Origin of the sequence: Sphingomonas sp. AP4-R1, assembly GCF_013113735.1 — a bacterium.
Taxonomy (GTDB): Bacteria; Pseudomonadota; Alphaproteobacteria; order Sphingomonadales; family Sphingomonadaceae; genus Sphingomonas_I.
In genome coordinates, this window is sequence record NZ_CP053346.1 from 5,159,427 (window position 1) to 5,174,737 (window position 15,311).

General features: G+C 63.2%; 18 protein-coding genes. 13 read left to right on the forward strand and 5 right to left on the reverse strand.

Features of this window, described 5'->3' with window-relative positions; all coding sequences use genetic code 11:
• Nucleotides 1-107 precede the first annotated feature (107 nt).
• The 3 genes from HL653_RS23345 to HL653_RS23355 all read left to right on the forward strand — a co-directional run bounded on the left by HL653_RS23345 (nt 108) and on the right by HL653_RS23355 (nt 2,087).
• Entirely contained in the window at nt 108-350 is a 243-nt protein-coding gene (locus tag HL653_RS23345; protein ID WP_171746611.1) for a helix-turn-helix domain-containing protein, read from the forward strand.
• Nucleotides 351-690: 340 nt separating this feature from the next.
• Nucleotides 691-1,668, forward strand: coding sequence for an ArdC family protein (locus HL653_RS23350; protein ID WP_171746612.1), 978 nt, complete (start codon nt 691-693; stop codon nt 1,666-1,668).
• Nucleotides 1,665-2,087, forward strand: a complete 423-nt coding sequence (locus HL653_RS23355) for a DUF2958 domain-containing protein (protein ID WP_171746613.1) — start codon at nt 1,665-1,667, stop codon at nt 2,085-2,087. The genes HL653_RS23350 and HL653_RS23355 overlap by 4 nt, the downstream gene beginning before the upstream one ends.
• A gap of 344 nt (nt 2,088-2,431) precedes the next feature.
• Here the strand turns inward: HL653_RS23355 and HL653_RS23360 are convergent, their stop codons facing one another.
• Complete coding sequence (locus HL653_RS23360; RefSeq protein ID WP_171746614.1) at nt 2,432-2,629, reverse strand: hypothetical protein; 198 nt, start codon at nt 2,627-2,629, stop codon at nt 2,432-2,434.
• A 353-nt stretch (nt 2,630-2,982) separates the two neighbouring features.
• Nucleotides 2,983-3,198, reverse strand: a complete 216-nt coding sequence (locus HL653_RS23365; protein ID WP_171746615.1) for a hypothetical protein — start codon at nt 3,196-3,198, stop codon at nt 2,983-2,985.
• Nucleotides 3,199-3,607: 409 nt separating this feature from the next.
• Here HL653_RS23365 and HL653_RS23370 point away from each other — a divergent pair, with 409 nt between their 5' ends.
• From HL653_RS23370 to HL653_RS23400, 7 genes are all read left to right on the forward strand, one after another.
• Entirely contained in the window at nt 3,608-3,907 is a 300-nt protein-coding gene (locus HL653_RS23370; protein WP_171746616.1) for a DUF736 domain-containing protein, read from the forward strand.
• Between the two features lie 196 nt (nt 3,908-4,103).
• Nucleotides 4,104-4,334 carry a helix-turn-helix domain-containing protein gene (locus HL653_RS23375; protein ID WP_171746617.1) on the forward strand — a complete coding sequence of 77 codons (231 nt, stop codon included), beginning with the start codon at nt 4,104-4,106 and terminating at the stop codon, nt 4,332-4,334.
• Nucleotides 4,331-4,912: a S26 family signal peptidase gene (locus tag HL653_RS23380; RefSeq protein WP_171746618.1), complete on the forward strand. Its 582-nt coding sequence runs from the start codon at nt 4,331-4,333 to the stop codon at nt 4,910-4,912. The genes HL653_RS23375 and HL653_RS23380 overlap by 4 nt, the downstream gene beginning before the upstream one ends.
• Nucleotides 4,900-5,508 (forward strand): lytic transglycosylase domain-containing protein, encoded by a 609-nt coding sequence (locus tag HL653_RS23385; RefSeq protein ID WP_171746619.1) that lies wholly within the window; start codon nt 4,900-4,902, stop codon nt 5,506-5,508. Before HL653_RS23380 ends, HL653_RS23385 begins: the two co-directional genes overlap by 13 nt.
• Nucleotides 5,509-5,796: 288 nt before the next feature.
• Nucleotides 5,797-7,767, forward strand: a complete 1,971-nt coding sequence (gene rlxS / locus HL653_RS23390) for a relaxase/mobilization nuclease RlxS (protein ID WP_171746620.1) — start codon at nt 5,797-5,799, stop codon at nt 7,765-7,767.
• Between the two features lie 348 nt (nt 7,768-8,115).
• Nucleotides 8,116-9,015, forward strand: a complete 900-nt coding sequence (locus HL653_RS23395) for a Ku protein (protein WP_171746621.1) — start codon at nt 8,116-8,118, stop codon at nt 9,013-9,015.
• Between the two features lie 15 nt (nt 9,016-9,030).
• Nucleotides 9,031-9,276 (forward strand): hypothetical protein, encoded by a 246-nt coding sequence (locus tag HL653_RS23400; RefSeq protein WP_171746622.1) that lies wholly within the window; start codon nt 9,031-9,033, stop codon nt 9,274-9,276.
• A 4-nt stretch (nt 9,277-9,280) separates the two neighbouring features.
• Here HL653_RS23400 and HL653_RS24415 read toward each other — a convergent pair whose 3' ends face one another.
• A complete protein-coding gene (locus HL653_RS24415; RefSeq protein WP_253717350.1) occupies nt 9,281-9,643 on the reverse strand; it encodes a KTSC domain-containing protein in 363 nt (120 codons plus the stop codon).
• Here HL653_RS24415 and HL653_RS23410 point away from each other — a divergent pair.
• Genes HL653_RS23410 through xth form a run of 3 tightly spaced genes read left to right on the forward strand, consistent with a single transcriptional unit; the run spans nt 9,642 to nt 13,943 of the window.
• Nucleotides 9,642-10,541 (forward strand): GNAT family N-acetyltransferase, encoded by a 900-nt coding sequence (locus tag HL653_RS23410; RefSeq protein ID WP_171746623.1) that lies wholly within the window; start codon nt 9,642-9,644, stop codon nt 10,539-10,541. The genes HL653_RS24415 and HL653_RS23410 overlap by 2 nt on opposite strands.
• A 55-nt stretch (nt 10,542-10,596) precedes the next feature.
• Nucleotides 10,597-13,119 carry a DNA ligase D gene (gene ligD / locus HL653_RS23415; RefSeq protein WP_171746624.1) on the forward strand — a complete coding sequence of 841 codons (2,523 nt, stop codon included), beginning with the start codon at nt 10,597-10,599 and terminating at the stop codon, nt 13,117-13,119.
• The gene (xth, locus tag HL653_RS23420; RefSeq protein WP_171746625.1) at nt 13,116-13,943 is read left to right on the forward strand and encodes an exodeoxyribonuclease III; all 828 of its coding nucleotides are present in this window, start codon (nt 13,116-13,118) and stop codon (nt 13,941-13,943) included. Before ligD ends, xth begins: the two co-directional genes overlap by 4 nt.
• Nucleotides 13,944-14,443: 500 nt before the next feature.
• On the opposite strand, the gene HL653_RS23425 is transcribed toward xth, so the two are convergent.
• Together HL653_RS23425 and HL653_RS23430 are read right to left on the reverse strand one after the other, a co-directional pair.
• On the reverse strand, nt 14,444-14,707 hold the full coding sequence (locus HL653_RS23425; RefSeq protein WP_171746626.1) for a DksA/TraR family C4-type zinc finger protein: 264 nt from the start codon (nt 14,705-14,707) through the stop codon (nt 14,444-14,446).
• A gap of 57 nt (nt 14,708-14,764) precedes the next feature.
• A complete protein-coding gene (locus HL653_RS23430; RefSeq protein ID WP_253717353.1) occupies nt 14,765-15,295 on the reverse strand; it encodes an SOS response-associated peptidase family protein in 531 nt (176 codons plus the stop codon).
• Between the last annotated feature and the right edge of the window lie 16 nt (nt 15,296-15,311).

Below are 15,311 nucleotides of genomic sequence, written 5' to 3' on the forward strand. Positions count from 1 at the left end.
ATAAAGCGCCCGTTGCAAGTAAAGCCGTTTGCCCCACCACAGCGCACCGCAGGTCGCCTCGATATGGAAAAACGGCATATGACAAAATGGTATCTACGCCAAGTGCGATGCCAAAGACGATCTTCACTGACGCCAATCAGGCGGTTGTTGAGGTCGTGAAGGCTGCCCGCCTTTCTGCCAATTTGAGGCAAGTCGACTTGGCAACCCGGATGGGAAAAGATCAAAGCTGGATGAGTTTGGTGGAAGGCTCGCAGCGTCGGCTTGATGTCGTCGAGTTTATCAAAATCGCCCAAGCGTTAGGCATTGAGCCAACAGCGCTGCTGGCTGAGGTCGTGAGAAAGTTGCGTTAGGCCGCAGTGCACCGCGCGCGTTTGCGCGACCGCGCTCTATGACTGCGCCACCGAGCCCCTGCCGGGTCTCGTCCTTACGTTGACGATCGCTGGTGCGGATAATGGACGCCGCGCTTATGCGCGGCGGCGTTGCTTCTTGCCTCTCCCGTAGTGGCGGGTGCGGGCAGCGCTTCCGGCTAGGCCCGGCGCGGCCGGCGCCAACCCCTTGCGGGGTGCTCCACTCCGTTATGCCCTGACGGTGGCGCCGTCCGCTGATGCGGGCCTTTTGGTCGCGTCTCGCCGCCCACCCCCGCCTTTGCGGGGAGGTTTTGTACCTTTTTAGGGTGGCGTGGAGACGACCATGCCGAACCGATCGAGCCGTCGCGCACGTCGAGAGGACAGTGCCAATCCAGCCGTTGAGAACCGGACAAACCTTTATGACGAGGTGACAAGGCGCATCGTTAGCGAGCTGGAAGCCGGACGCCTGCCATGGGTTCAGCCATGGGCCGGGGCCTCTTCCAGCGGTGAGGTTGGCCCGAGTCTTCCGCGCAATGCGCTGACCGGGCGAACCTATTCGGGCGTCAATATCCTGATCCTGTGGGGCGCCGTCATCGCGCATCGTTTTCCCTCGCAGTCGTGGCTGACCTTCCGACAGGCACAGGAGGCAGGCGGCTGCGTCCGCAAGGGCGAGCATGGGCAATGCGTCGTCTATGCTGACCGCTTCACGCCCGAAGCCGAAAAGGAACGCGCGGCTCGCGATGGCGACGACGCCCGCGCCGTGTCGTTCTTAAAGCGCTTCACCGTCTTCAATGTCGCTCAGTGCGATGGATTGCGGTCTGACCTCGCCGGCGATCCTGCACCTTTGCCCGAGCGCGAGATCATACCCATTGCCGAACAGGTGATCGCGGCATCGGGTGTCGATTTCAGCATCGGCGGAAATCGCGCTTACTACGTGCCGAGCGAGGACTTCGTCGCCGTGCCGCCGCAGCCCGCTTTCTTCGACCAGATCAATTATTACCGAACCTGCCTGCACGAACTGACCCACGCCACCGGCCATGCCAAGCGGCTGGGACGCAACCTGACCAATCCCTTCGGCAGCAAGGATTATGCGCGCGAGGAACTGGTCGCCGAGATGGGATCGGCTTTCCTCTGCGCAGAGCTCGGCATCGTGCCCACCGTCCGCCATGCCGACTATATCGGCACGTGGTTGGAGGTCTTGCGCGAGGACAATCGCGCGATCTTTCGCGCGGCGAGCGCCGCCACCAAGGCGGCCGAGTGGATTCTGTCGCGCCACCGCGATGCGCAGGAACAGCAGGCAGCCGGAAGGATCGTGGCATGATCACCCTGCCGCCCGAACTGCGCGCGCAGCTCCGTACCAATCACGACGCGCGGCGCAGGGCCGATGTTGCCAGCCGGCGTTTCGACCCGTCGCCCGTGGTCAAATTCTTCAATCCCTTGAGCGCGGCGACGTGGCTCGCGACCGAACTGGACGAGGACGGCGACACTCTGTTCGGGCTTACCGACTTCGGCTTCGGATGCCCGGAACTCGGGTCGTTCAGCCTTTCGGAATTGAGGGCGATCCGCCTGCCTTATGGCCTCTGGATCGAGCGCGATCTCGGTTTCGAACCCTTGGTTCGGCTGTCGCAATGGGCCGATACCGCGCGCCGCGCCGGCTCGATCCTCTGGGCCGAGCGGCTGCTGCGCCGCGCGGCCCAAACCGGAACCGATCCGGAGGATCCGCTGCCGCCGGGCAGATGAAAGGCGCCAGCATGGACACCGACCGGCCGGGCCCGTCCTCAAGCGAGGACGGGCCTGAGTCCCGCAAGCGGGCTCCTTTGGGCTGGCGCGCGCCTCCGCCTTCGGCTCCGGCGCGCGAGCTTTTGAAGCAAAACCGGAGTCCTGGCCGATACCGGTTCGCTCCTTGAGCGGCGGACAATCTCGAAACAGACGCGGGAGAGCTGGACGACGGCAAGCGTGCCACCAGAGCAAACTCGGGCGCCGTGCAGCGACGCGGTCGCGGCACGAGTTTATCATTGTCGCTGCCGCGCCAGGCATTGGATAGGATAGACAACACCCGTGGCGGACTGATTCATCGGAGCGCTCTAGTGCTGAAGGTCAACGTCCGGATCCCCTCGCAACTGGTCCATGCGGGTTGCGATCGCGAGCCATACCGCGATCTCTTCCTCATCGCCTTCGAGTGCCAACGCACCAACCCGTTCGGCCACGACTTTCGGTGCTTCCTCGCCATGCCGGCGGAGCAAAGCCGCGGCACGCGCCCATAATTCACGATCGCGCGTCATGTCCACGATAGCCTTGCTACCGGCACGATGGACGCGGGTCGACCGGCTTTCCTCATCCGAAAACGTCAGATTTGCGCCAATGGCTCAGCGGTCCGGTGGTCATGGACCGTGCTGCATCTTTTCGGCTTGTTCGAAGCCGACTGGCGCCCCTTCTTGCGACGAATGACAGGCGATCCTCGATCGTCCGCGCGGCGGCGTCAAGGCACACGTCGTGTGCATGGATCAGGCTCCCGAATATGAGCCGCCTCGTGCAGAACGGCGCGCGACCAGCGAGAACGTATCATGGTTCAAGCCGCGCTACTGTCAGACGTGAAACTAACCCAGGCGTTTTGTCTCGCATGTCCCGGTCGCGATCAGCGCACCTTGGCGCGGGTCACCTTCGTGGTCGCACCGCACAACGCACAGGCGTCGATCCGTCGCTCGAAACCAGCGGTACCTGCCAATTCCTGGCTCTTGTGATCCGCACGCTCGCACCGTGAAAGGTCGAGCCTGTCGTTGATGCAATCGTCACAGACAGGCGCCGGTGAGAGCCGTTCGATGAGCGCGCGCACCTGATCCAATACCGTCACTGCCGATGTCCCCCAAGCGTCGGATCTATCCTCCATCGGTTAGAAAAGCCAATGCGGGAGCGCCTTCACGTTCGACCTCGCGTCCATGCCGATTTGTGCCGATCGCGAACCGACCCGTGAACCAGACGCCCCTGCCATTCACGGCGGCGAGCCGCCCAGCGACCTCTCTTGATTGCGGTCTGCCGCGGGCCGTCCTTCGACGGGCAACGGCTCCGCCGACCTTCTTCCCCGGCGCGGGAACCGCGCCCTCCTCGCGAAACAAGAAGCTCGGCTCCCGGCCGTCCTCCGCTTCGCTTCGGCCCGGCTCTCATCCCTTACGGGATGGGCCGGGTGCCCATCGTCCGGCCCGCGGCCTGCCAACCGCATCGAGGCCGCATGGGGCGGCTTCGGGCATCGAATGGAGATTATCATGGCACAGATCGGCATTTTCACGCGCGACAAGGACGGCATCTATACCGGCGAAATCCGCACCCTCACCCTCCGGGTCAAGGCCGTCATCCGACCCGCCGAACGCGATCACGACAAGTCCCCCGACCACCGTGTCAGCGCCGGCGGGGTCGAATTCGGCGCGGGCTGGACGAAGGCGGCACGCGACAGCGGCGCCGGATATCTAAGCCTCAAGTTCGACGATCCGTCATTCCCGGCACCGATCTACGCAACCCTGACGCCCGCTGAGAATGATATGTTCAAGCTCATCTGGTCGCGTTGAAACGACCGACCCCGCGCCCCCCGGCGCGGGGTTTCCCCCTTTCGCCGGCCGGGCGTCTGACCCCCTTGGGGCAAAGGGACATGAAGGGTGTCGAATTCGACGCCGGCGTCTTCGACACTCCCTGGGCAGTGCCTCGTCGCGCATCCCCGGTGACGCAGCCGCCCAGATGCGGCCTCCGCCACCGGGAGATTGCGTGATGGACACGGACGACGATATTGCCCGCGCGAACCGCGCCAAACGCGGCTCGCCCTTTCTCAATACCGACCAGGCGGCTGCCTATCTCAAAATGTCGGGGCGCCTGCTCAAGCGTCTCCGGCGCAGCGGCAACGGACCGACCTTTCGCCGTCACAGCCGCTATATCCAATATCATATCGACGATCTCGACACCTGGTCGGACGCGCATCGCGCGCGCGAGCTCGACCGATGAGCATGCACCGCCGCCGCACCAGCGACGCCCCTTTGCTGGCTTGGGGCGAGGCGCTTGCTGCCGCCAAAATCCGGCGCACGCGCATAGCGCGCTACGCTGCGATCATCGCCATGGGCGTGTGCGCGACGCTGCTCCCAGCGGCGCACTCGCCAGCGCCTCGCCTGGTCTGGAATGCGAGCGCCAGCGCCCCGATCGGGCTTTATCGCGTGACGCCCGACGTCCCCGTGGAGCCGGGCCAGATGGTGATCGCGCGGCTGCCAGAACGCTATCGGCAATTCGCCGCCGGGCGCCATTATCTGCCTTTGAACGTGCCGCTCGTGAAGCGCGTCGCCGCTGTTGCAGGCGACGAAATCTGCGCGCGCGGACAGACGATCTTCGTCAACGGCCGCCGGACCGCCATGCGCAGGGCGCTGGACGGTCGAGGCAGGCCCATGCCGATGTGGCACGCCTGTATCGTCCTGCGCGGGCGAGAGCTTTTCCTGCTCATGGACCATCCTGCGTCGTTCGACGGCCGCTATTTCGGTCCGACGGAAGGCCCGGACATTGTCGGGAAGGCGACCCAGCTGTGGCGTCGCTGAAGGCCGCGGCAGCGCTGTTCGCGTTGGCGATCGCGAGCCCCGGCCGGGCGGAATCGGTCGGCGACTGGACGTCCGCTATCACCGAAGCGTCTTATCGCTTCGGCATTCCAGCAGCCTGGATCGAGCGCGTGATGCGGGCCGAAAGCAATGGCCAGACCCGGTTGAACGGACGGCCGATCCGCAGTCCAGCAGGGGCCATCGGCTTGATGCAGCTCATGCCAGACACGTGGGAATCGGTACGCCTCAAGCTCGGCCTCGGGACCAATCCCGACGATCCGCGCGACAATATCCTGGCCGGAACCTTCTTCCTGCGCATGATGTACGATCGCTTCGGCTATCCGGGCCTCTTCGCGGCCTATCACGCCGGACCAGGTCGCTTTTCCGAACATCTCGCGACCGCGCGCACGCTCCCGCGCGAGACCATTGTCTATCTCGACGGCATCGTCGGACGCGACCAAATTGTCCCAGACGCGACCGCCGAGCCACCGCGCGACATGCTGTTTGCGGTCCGCAGAGAGAATAGCCTTCCGCCCGTCTCGCAAGGTTCGGCAGCGCGGGCCGCCACGCTCTTCGTACGGCATGATAATGTCCCATAGGGCCGTTCCCCAGACCACTGAGAGCGTCGATGGCGCGCCGGATCGTCAAGGAGCTGGGCGATGTCGGCGGTCCGGCCGCGTCCATCTGCATAGGGCATTCAAAGGGAGCAGGATCGGGAGCGAGGGAAAACAAGATAAAGGCAGTGTCTCGCAGACCTGCCCAAATCCTTGTCTGCACATCATTTTTTCTCGAGACATACGCTTAAAGCGGCGAGACAAGCCTCTGGCGGGTCGCGGGTTTCTGCTCAAACCACCTCGTTTTCTCTCTTTCGCCCGGGCCCCGGCGCGATGAGCAACGACGAAGAGTTTACGCCAAAACTCGGCAAAAGCGCCGCCGGCAAGTCGGCAAAGAAGGCGTTTCGATACGGTGGTCGCATCCTGGCAGCCGCACGGCTGGCTGGGCGTCGAACTGGGATCGTCAATCAGCGTTTTGACGGCAGCAGGATCGGCCGTGGCGCGAGCATCGGACGCTTGCTGTCGAGCCGGGATAGGTTCTCCGGCCTTCGCGCGCGCCGCGCGATCGTGAAAACCAGGCTCGTTCGGCTGGGCGGCAACGGCGGCGCTGGGGCCAAGGCACATCTGCGCTATATTCAGCGCGATGGCGTCACCCGCGACGGTGCGCCGGGCGAGCTTTACGGGCCGACCACGGACCAGGCGAGTGGTAACGCCTTCCTCGAGCGGGGTGCCGGCGATCGTCACCAGTTCCGCTTCATCGTGTCGGCCGAAGACGGCGCCGAATATTCCGATCTGAAGCCCTATGTCCGCCGGCTGATGACGCAGGCAGAGCACGACCTCGGTACGAAGCTGGACTGGGTCGCCGTCGATCACTTCAACACCGACCAGCCGCACACCCACATCATGCTGCGCGGCGTCGATGATCGAGGCGGGAATTTGATCATCGCTCGCGAATATATCGCGCACGGATTTCGCGAGCGTGCCGCCGAGCTGGTCACGGTAGACCTCGGGCCTCGTACGGATCGGGAAATCGAAGGACGCCTGCGGCACGATGTCGAACAGGAACGACTGACCGCGATCGATCGTCGCCTTATACGGACGATGGATGACGACCGGGTCACGACCGCGATGGGCAAGGATCCGTTCCAGCAATCGATCGCCGCCGGGCGCCTTCGCAAGCTCGGTGCGATGGGATTGGCGGAGGATCTCGGGCACGGACGTTGGCAGCTGGCCGACGGCCTTGAAGACACGCTGCGCCGGATGGGCGAACGCGGCGATATCATCCGCACGATGCAACGGGAATTGGCCGCCCGGCAGCTCGCACGAGCCGGCGTCGATCATCGCATCCATGATGCCCTCACCGAGCCAATCATCGGGCGCATCGTCCACCGCGGTCTATCCGACGAGCATCGCGACCGTCATTACCTGATCGTCGATGGAGTGGATGGGCGGGTCCATTATCTGGATATCGGCCGTGGCGATCTCACCGAGCCGACGCCGGAGGGATCGATCGTCCGGATTGCCGCGCGGACGTCTGGTATCACCGACACTGATCGGACGATTGTTGACATCGCTGCAGCGAATGCCGGCCGCTATTCGATCGAGGCCCATCTTCGTCACGATCGCCGTGCCACATATGCCTTTGCAGAAACGCATGTGCGCCGGCTCGAAGCCATGCGCCGGGGTGGCGTGGACGTCGAACGTGGACCCGATGGGAGCTGGTCAATCGCAGCGGACCATCTCGACCGAGCGGTTTCCTATGTCGCGCGCAGCCTACGCGATCGGCCGGTCTCTATTGAGACACTGTCCTCAGCGCCGCTGTTCCAGTTGGAGCAAGCCCGGGCAGTGACGTGGCTGGATCATGAGATTGAAACGGCCTCCCCCGTCCCGCTTCGCGACTCAGGCTTTGGGCGCGACGTTCGCGCCGCCATCGCTGCACGACGACAATGGCTGGTCGAACAGGAGCTCGCTGATCTTGACGTCGGGACCATACGCCTCCGTCCCCAAGCCCTCCAAGTCCTGCAGCGGGCGGAACTGGCCAGCGCGGCGAAGCGCCTTGCCGAAGAGTTGGGAAAGCCTTTCGTCGAGTCAGCGAACGGCATGGTCGTCGCGGGCCAGCTGACGCGGCGTATCGACCTGCTCGGCAGCCGCTATGCACTCGTCGAACAATCCCGCGAATTCACGCTCGTTCCCTGGCGGCCCGTGCTCGAGAGGCAGATCGGCACGTCAGTCAGCGGTCTTATGAGGGCAGACGGGATAAGCTGGCAGTTCGGACGAAACCGATCTGGGCCATCGATGTCATGACCACCAGCGGCAGACCGCCGGTATTGAGGACACTCGTTCTCCGATGTGGCTCGAAGGGAAACGGCCGCCACCGGCGTCCCCATTGAGGCTTGCCCGTGGGATCAACCGCCCTGGCAGAAGAGATGACCGTGGGGCGAACTCGGATGCCCTCCGCGCTGCTCATCATTTCGAGCCAATCGACGGCCAATCTGTCCCTGTGATGAGATGCCATGCGCACCTCGTTTCACGGGATGGCGTCGACGGTAGGCGGAAGTCCGCTCAGCACTTGGATAAAAAGGCGTCGGGTGAGAACTAATGTCGGCCTCAGGGATTGGAACGCGATGGCGTGTTTGGTGCGAAGGAAGATCGATGGCTGCGCGTCCCTATTGGAAAGGTCAGATCCGACTGGCACTGGTTTCCATTCCCGTCGAAATTTATTCGGCCACTCGCAGCGGGGCCACGATCGCGTTCAACCAGATCCATGAGCCGTCCGGCCAGCGCATCAAATATGAAAAGGTCGTGCCAGGGATCGGCCCGGTCGATCTCGACGAAATCGTGAAGGGCTTCGAATATTCCAAGGGCGAATATGTCCTGCTTGACGATGACGAGATCGAGGGCGTCAAGCTGGAGAGCAAGAAGACACTTGAGCTGACGCAGTTCGTCGACAGCCACGACATCGACGCGATCTATTTCGAGAAGCCTTATTATGTCGTGCCCGCCGACGATCTCGCCGAGGAAGCCTTCATCGTCCTGCGAGAGGCGCTCCGCCGCACACGCAAGATCGGACTCGGCCAGCTCGCGATGCGCGGTCGGGAATATGTCGTCAGCATCAAGGCATGCGGACGCGGCATGGTGATGGAGACGCTGCGTTATGCTGACGAAGTCAACAGAGCGACGAGCTATTTCCGCGAGATTGGCGATGCCGATCCCGACGAGGAGTTGCTCGATCTGGCCACCACGCTGATCGACAAGAAGACCGGCAAGTTCGATGCAAGCGAGTTCCACGATCGATATGCCGACGCACTCAAGGACCTGATCGAGCGCAAAAAGAAGGGCAAGACGCTCAACATCGAGAGTGACGACAAAGGCAGCGACTCACGGGGCTCCAATGTCGTCGACCTGATGGCCGCGCTCAAAAACTCGCTCGGCTCTTCGGGCGGCGGGTCGAAGGCGGCGGCAAAGAAGCCAGGCAAAGCCGCTCCGAAACCGGCCGCAAAGAAGGCTGCAGGCAAACCGGCCGCCAAACCGGCCGCGCGCAAGCGGGCCTGACTTGTGGCGAACGGCATGGACACGGCAGCAGTACCAGTCGACGATGAGGCCGCGTTTGCTGAAGGCGCGATCACGCTTTGGGCCAACCTCCTGACGTTGATCGGTACGCATCTGCGGGAAACCGGCACACCCCGTCAGGACGTCCTCGACATGCTGACCATGCTGCACGAGACCAATGAGGCGACGATCCGCTCACCCCGCGCTCGCGCCGTCGCCTCACGTCATCTGATGTCCGTTTATCGTGCGCTCGGCGAAGCCTGACCGCTCAGGCATTTGGTCCGAACCGCCGCCGCTCGGGATCGCGCACGCAGCGGAAACGGTCTTTGATCCGCTCATTGAAGAAGGTGCCCGCCGACAGCGCCTGACAAAAGGCCTCGAAGATGACGGCCGGTACCTCGTGATAGAGATATTTGCCGCTGTCGCGGAACGAGATCGACAGGATGCCAGTGTCGTCATCATAGCCAATGCGGTCAATCATCGTAGATTTGAGAAAGCGGTGCGCGCGCATGTCTGGAAAAGCGCATGGCACCGCGCGCCGTTCCGGTCGGGTCAGCACCTCTTTTCTCCGAGACGCCAAGCCGATTTGTGCAGGCTCGTGCGTGCTGTCGTGACGAGGCGACAGCAGCATGGCTGAGGTCAGCGCGGAGCAACTTCGCGAGATGGCCCAGCATCGCGGGCTGAAGCTGGTCAAGTCGCGGCGGCGCAAACCCGGCACCGGAGATTTCGGCAAATATGGCCTGACCGATGCGAGCGGTGCGGCGCTGCTCGGCATCGGCGACGATGAGCTGACCGCGAGCGCCGACGACATTCAGGATTATCTTCGTAGCAGCGAGCAAAGCACGTGGAAGCAGTCGGCTGATACGACGCCCGACCGACCTGTGCTCAAAGACAAACCCCGCCCGTCCGAGCCGGACGAAGGTGATGCCCCCATCCGCCGCCGCGTCAAAGCGGCGCTGCGAGATCGTCAAGCGCCGCGAAAACGAGAAAAATCAAATCCGGTCCGGACACCGACCGTGGAGGCGCGTCCTAAGCCGTCTCTTCGGCTCGTGCCGAAAGTCGTGCCAGAGCCCCAGCACGATCCCGAACCGATGCCCGCACCAGAGTTGCGCGTTCGCGCAGCTACGATGGACGATGCCGATGCGCTGGCGACGCTTCTCAGCCAGCTCGGTGGCATATCGCTGAAGGGCGCGGAAGTCGCCGATCATCTTGCCATCGTTCGTAAGGCCAAGGCCGGTATGGTCGTTGCCGAACTGGGCGAGATCGTCGGATGTTGCGGCTGGGCCGTCGTCGCGACCGTCCATCGCGGGGCGATCGGGCGACTGACCGCGCTGGTTGTCGATAAAGCGCACCGTCGCCGCGGCTTCGGAACGGCGATGCTGGCGGCGGCAGAGACCGCCTTGGCCAAGGCCGGCTGTCAGCAGGTCGAGGCGATGAGCGATATCACGATCAACAACAGCCACAATTTCTTCCGCTCGTTGACGTTCGAACAAGCGAGCTATCGTTTCGTCCGCAAGATCAGCGAATAGTCGCGCGGGGAACGAGTCCGTGCCGGCAGGGATTGAGGGAACGATCGGAATCAGCATGGCACGAGCCGCGACAGCGACCATCACCTCGGCAGAACAGCGCCTCGCCAAATATCGCGAGAAGCGCGATTTTGCCCGCACGGCCGAGCCGGCCGGCGCCACCGAGCCGACGACCGGCAATGGGTTCGTGGTGCAGAAGCATGCGGCCTCGCGCCTGCATTATGACTTCCGCCTCGAACTCGACGGCACCTTGGTCAGCTGGGCCATCACGCGCGGCCCCAGCAGCAACCCCGACGACAAGCGTCTCGCGGTCCGTACCGAAGATCATCCGCTCGATTATGCCCGGTTCGAGGGCACCATTCCCAAGGGCGAATATGGCGGCGGCACCGTCATGCTGTGGGACAACGGCACCTGGGAATCAGTGCCCGGCAAGGACCCCAGCAAAACGCTTCCCGAAGGTCATCTTCACTTCATCCTTCACGGCCGGCGCATGCAGGGGGAGTGGATACTTTTTCGCCTGAAGCCGCGCGGTAAGGAGAAGGGTGAGAATTGGATCCTGCGCAAGGTCCAAGATGACTTCGCCGGCGGCTCAGACGATCTTGTCGGCACCCATCTTACCAGCATCGACAGCGGGCGCACGATGGAGGAGATTGCTGCGGGTAAGGCGTTGCCCAAGCCCAAGGCCCGCAAGAAAGCGTCATTAGTCGCGACCGCGCCCAAAAAGATGCCGACCGCCGCGCCGCCCCGCCGGCGAAGGACGCCGAGTGTTCTGCCGGCCTTTCTGCCCGTCCAGCTTGCCACGCTCGTCGATCATGTCCCGCCTGGCGACCGCTGGCTGCACGAGCTCAAATATGACGGCTATCGAACGCTCATCGCGATCGGTGGCGGGGAGGGACGCGCCTATACGCGCTCGGGGCTCGACTGGTCGGATCGGTTCGCCGGCCTGATCGCCGAGGCGTTGACGCTGAGCATCGGCAGCGCGTTGATCGACGGCGAGGCCGTCGTGACTCTCGCCGATGGCCGCACCAGCTTTCAGGCCTTGCAGGCTGCGCTTAAGAGCCATCCGGAGACGATCGACTATTTCGCATTTGACCTGCTCGAACTGGACGGTGAGGACCTGACCCGGTTGCCGCTGATCGAGCGAAAGGAAAAGCTGGCCGCGTTGATCGGCGACGGTTCGGGCCGTATCCGTTATTCCGATCACATCGTCGGCAATGGCGAAAAGCTGCTCGCCAGCTTTTGCAAGGCGGGCCTCGAGGGGGTGATCTCGAAGCGCGCCGACGCACGCTATATCGGCGCACGCTCGGGCTCATGGCTCAAGACCAAGTGCATCCGCCGTCAGGAGTTCGTCATTGTCGGCTGGACGCCCTCGGACAAGCAGCGTGGGTTCCGCTCGTTGCTGTTGGGCGTCAACGAGAATGGCAGGCTCCGTTATGCCGGAAAGGCCGGCACCGGCTTCACCGCCGGTGAAATCGAGCGGCTCATGGAAATCATGGCGCCGCTCGCGCGCAAAGGTCCGACGGTCGACGCGCCACGGGCCGCCGTTCGCGGCGCGCACTGGATCGAGCCCCGGCTCGTTGCTGAGATTGCCTATGTCGAGTTTACCGATGAGGGTGTGCTGCGTCACCCGAGCTATCTCGGCTTGCGCGAGGACAAGAAGCCCGAAGCTGTGGTGCTCGAGACCGAAACTGCGGTCGCCGTCGCGACTGCCCCGGCACGCAGCGGCATCAAGATCAGCAACCGCGATCGAATAATCTTTCCAGAGGGCAATCTCACCAAAGGACAGCTCGCTGATTATTACGAGATCGTAGCGCCTATCATGCTTCCCTGGGTAGGCAGCCGACCGATGAGTCTGGTGCGGTGTCCGCAGGGACGGTCCAAGAAATGCTTCTTCCAAAAGCATGACGCCGGAAGTTTTGGCGACGCCGTCAGGCAGGTCGGCATCCGCGAGAAGGACGGCCATGAGGAGCCCTATCTGTTCGTCGATACGCCACCCGGCCTGCTGACCTGCGTGCAGATGGGCACGATCGAGTTTCATGGCTGGGGCGCGCGGATCGAGGATGTCGAGAAGGCCGACCGCTTGGTGTTCGATCTCGACCCCGACGAGGGTTTGGAGTTCGGGGACGTCGTTTCGGCGGCCTTCCATGTTCACGACGTTCTCGCCCAAATGGGGCTCACGACCTTCCCCATGGTCACCGGGGGCAAGGGAGTTCACGTCATCGCGCCCCTCACTCCCTCGGCCGAATGGCCGGTGGTGAAGGACTTCGCGCATCGCTTTGCCCTGGCGCTCGCACAAGCCGAGCCCGACCGCTTCACCGCGGCGCTGGCCAAGGCGAAGCGCTCCGGCAGGATTTTCATCGACTATCTGCGCAACCAGCGCGGCGCGACCGCAGTGATGCCCTATAGCGCGCGGACCCGCGAAAATGCGCCGATCGCGGTACCGCTGACCTGGGAGGAATTGCGTGACCTCCATACGCCATCGCACTGGCATATCGGCGACGGAGCCGAGATGGTGAAGCGCGCGGCGTCGAAGAATCTTGCCCATTGGGGGCGCGCCGATCAGATCCTTCCCGACCTGTGATCATCGCGACCTATAACGTGAACGGCATCAATGGCCGCCTGCCCGTTCTGCTCCGCTGGCTGGCCGAACGCCAGCCTGACATCGTCGTGTTGCAGGAGTTGAAGGCGCCGCAGGAGAAATTTCCGCTGAGCGCGATCCGCGATCTGGGCTATGACGCGATCTGGCACGGACAGAAAAGTTGGAACGGTGTCGCGATCCTCAGCCGTGTCGGCGAGATCCACGAGACACGGCGCGGGCTTCCCGGCGAAGTCGATGACAACCAAAGCCGTTATATCGAGGCAGCGGTCAACGGCATCCTCATCGGCGGACTATATCTGCCCAACGGCAATCCGCGGCCAGGCCCAAAGTTCGATTACAAGCTCAGATGGTTCGAGCGGCTGATCGAGCATGCCGCGGGCCTGTTTGAAACAGGGCTGCCGGTCATGCTTGCCGGCGACTTCAACGTGATGCCGACCGATCTCGACGTCTACAAACCCGAACGATGGCTCAACGACGCTCTGTTCGCGCCGGAGGTGAAGGCGGCCTATTTCCGGCTGCTTGATCAAGGCTGGACCGACGCGCTCCGCACGCTCCATCCGGGCGAAATCATCTACACGTTCTTCGATTATTTCCGGAACGCCTATGCGCGCAACGCCGGACTTCGCATCGACCATATCCTCTTAAGCCCAACGCTGGCTGACCGCCTGGCCGATGCACAGGTCGATGTCGAAGTCCGGGGCTGGGAGAAAACCAGCGACCATGCCCCAGTATGGGTCCAGCTGGCCGAGAAACCGAAACGCCGCCGGAAGCCAACCGCATCCAGCCAAGTGGGAGCATCGCTATGAGGATCGAGAATTCACGCTTCCCAAGCATGGTCCGAAAAATTCCAAGCTGACGGTAATCCCCTGTTGCCGCGCGATAGACGAGCGATCTTCCGAGGCGACAGCCAATGCATTCGAGACAGCCCTCGAAGAAGGGCTGGTCGCCGCAATGGCGCGATGGCTGTGCGACGATCATCATGATTACTCGACCGCGCATGAGGCACCGGGCGTTATGGCCGGCTCAGCGACGCTGCCGATCAGCGATCCAGCCGGAGAGGACATGCGGGCCTAAACAGGCGATACTGTCCTTCTTCCCACCGGCACGGGCATCCCTACATCACGGCGAGCAAGGATTTCGTTGTAGTCGGCGCTTATCCGAAGGGTCCGGACTGGGACATTTGCCGGACGGCGCCGACCGTTGCGGCGCCGCGGCGTATGGCAGCTTTGCCGATCCCCATGCAGATTCGGTCGTGGGGGCCCGAGCTCTCGCCAAAATGTGCAGGCAAAAGGGGCGGCGCGGTCGCTTACCGCAGCTGGCTGTCCTTGCTGCCGCGCCGATTGATGCCAACGCTGCGAAGGGTCGCGTCGCGCTTGGCTTGACAGGCGACGCACCTCCGCGTGCCCGGAAGCGCGGCGCGCCGGGCAGCCGGAATATCCTCGCCGCAATCGTCGCATTCGTCGCTACCGTCGCCGGAAGGCATCATGCCCCGTGCGCGCAAGACCGCGTCTTTCACAGTGTCATCGATTTGATCCTGCACGGCGCCATCGGGCGCCCAGCCATTGGCCATACCACCTCCGTACAACGTGCGGTTTCAAATGCTTAGATAGGAACTCACGTGGCGAAATCAAATCAACGATCGCGCCAATCTCTTCGATGACGAAAGCGCCGCCGGCGATGCGAGCAGGCCGACTTCAAGAATGGTGCGGTTGAGCCACGGCATGACCTGCTGGCGGTGAATGATTGCGCCGTGTCGATCCTGATCGCGCGCGACCTCAGGATTGGCGGCAACTGTAATGACGCGGTAGTGGAACGGTCCGTTGCCCATCGCCGGCTGCCGGATACCGGCGAGGGAGAAATGATTGCCCTCATCGCGTTTCACCCGGTAGCGCTTGTCGCCGACGGTCGTATGAAATTCACTGGTGGAAATTAGGCAGCGATGGCGAGGACAATGCGGCCTTTCGAGCGGACGAAGCGATAAGCGACATCGTCGCTGAAGCGTGGGTCCGTGTCCCAGGCCGCCTAGATCATCTCGAATTCGTTGGCGTCGTCCGGATTCTGCCGGATGATGGCGCGGCGGCTCCCAAGTGGGCCATTCGACGCGAAGGGCGTGGGCGAGCCCATGCTTGGAACATGATATGAACCACCTTAGTCGCAACGAAGGCGCAGCGTCC

Excerpts from the sequence above, each read along its gene's own strand:
- HL653_RS23345 (WP_171746611.1), top strand. The coding sequence starts at position 108 with ATGCCAAAGACGATCTTCACTGACGCCAATCAGGCGGTTGTTGAGGTC.
- HL653_RS23350 (WP_171746612.1), top strand. The coding sequence starts at position 691 with ATGCCGAACCGATCGAGCCGTCGCGCACGTCGAGAGGACAGTGCCAAT.
- HL653_RS23355 (WP_171746613.1), top strand. The coding sequence starts at position 1,665 with ATGATCACCCTGCCGCCCGAACTGCGCGCGCAGCTCCGTACCAATCAC.
- HL653_RS23360 (WP_171746614.1), bottom strand. The coding sequence starts at position 2,629 with ATGACGCGCGATCGTGAATTATGGGCGCGTGCCGCGGCTTTGCTCCGC.
- HL653_RS23370 (WP_171746616.1), top strand. The coding sequence starts at position 3,608 with ATGGCACAGATCGGCATTTTCACGCGCGACAAGGACGGCATCTATACC.
- HL653_RS23375 (WP_171746617.1), top strand. The coding sequence starts at position 4,104 with ATGGACACGGACGACGATATTGCCCGCGCGAACCGCGCCAAACGCGGC.
- HL653_RS23380 (WP_171746618.1), top strand. The coding sequence starts at position 4,331 with ATGAGCATGCACCGCCGCCGCACCAGCGACGCCCCTTTGCTGGCTTGG.
- rlxS (WP_171746620.1), top strand. The coding sequence starts at position 5,797 with ATGAGCAACGACGAAGAGTTTACGCCAAAACTCGGCAAAAGCGCCGCC.
- HL653_RS23395 (WP_171746621.1), top strand. The coding sequence starts at position 8,116 with ATGGCTGCGCGTCCCTATTGGAAAGGTCAGATCCGACTGGCACTGGTT.
- HL653_RS23400 (WP_171746622.1), top strand. The coding sequence starts at position 9,031 with ATGGACACGGCAGCAGTACCAGTCGACGATGAGGCCGCGTTTGCTGAA.
- HL653_RS23410 (WP_171746623.1), top strand. The coding sequence starts at position 9,642 with ATGGCTGAGGTCAGCGCGGAGCAACTTCGCGAGATGGCCCAGCATCGC.
- HL653_RS24415 (WP_253717350.1), bottom strand. The coding sequence starts at position 9,643 with ATGCTGCTGTCGCCTCGTCACGACAGCACGCACGAGCCTGCACAAATC.
- ligD (WP_171746624.1), top strand. The coding sequence starts at position 10,597 with ATGGCACGAGCCGCGACAGCGACCATCACCTCGGCAGAACAGCGCCTC.
- HL653_RS23425 (WP_171746626.1), bottom strand. The coding sequence starts at position 14,707 with ATGGCCAATGGCTGGGCGCCCGATGGCGCCGTGCAGGATCAAATCGAT.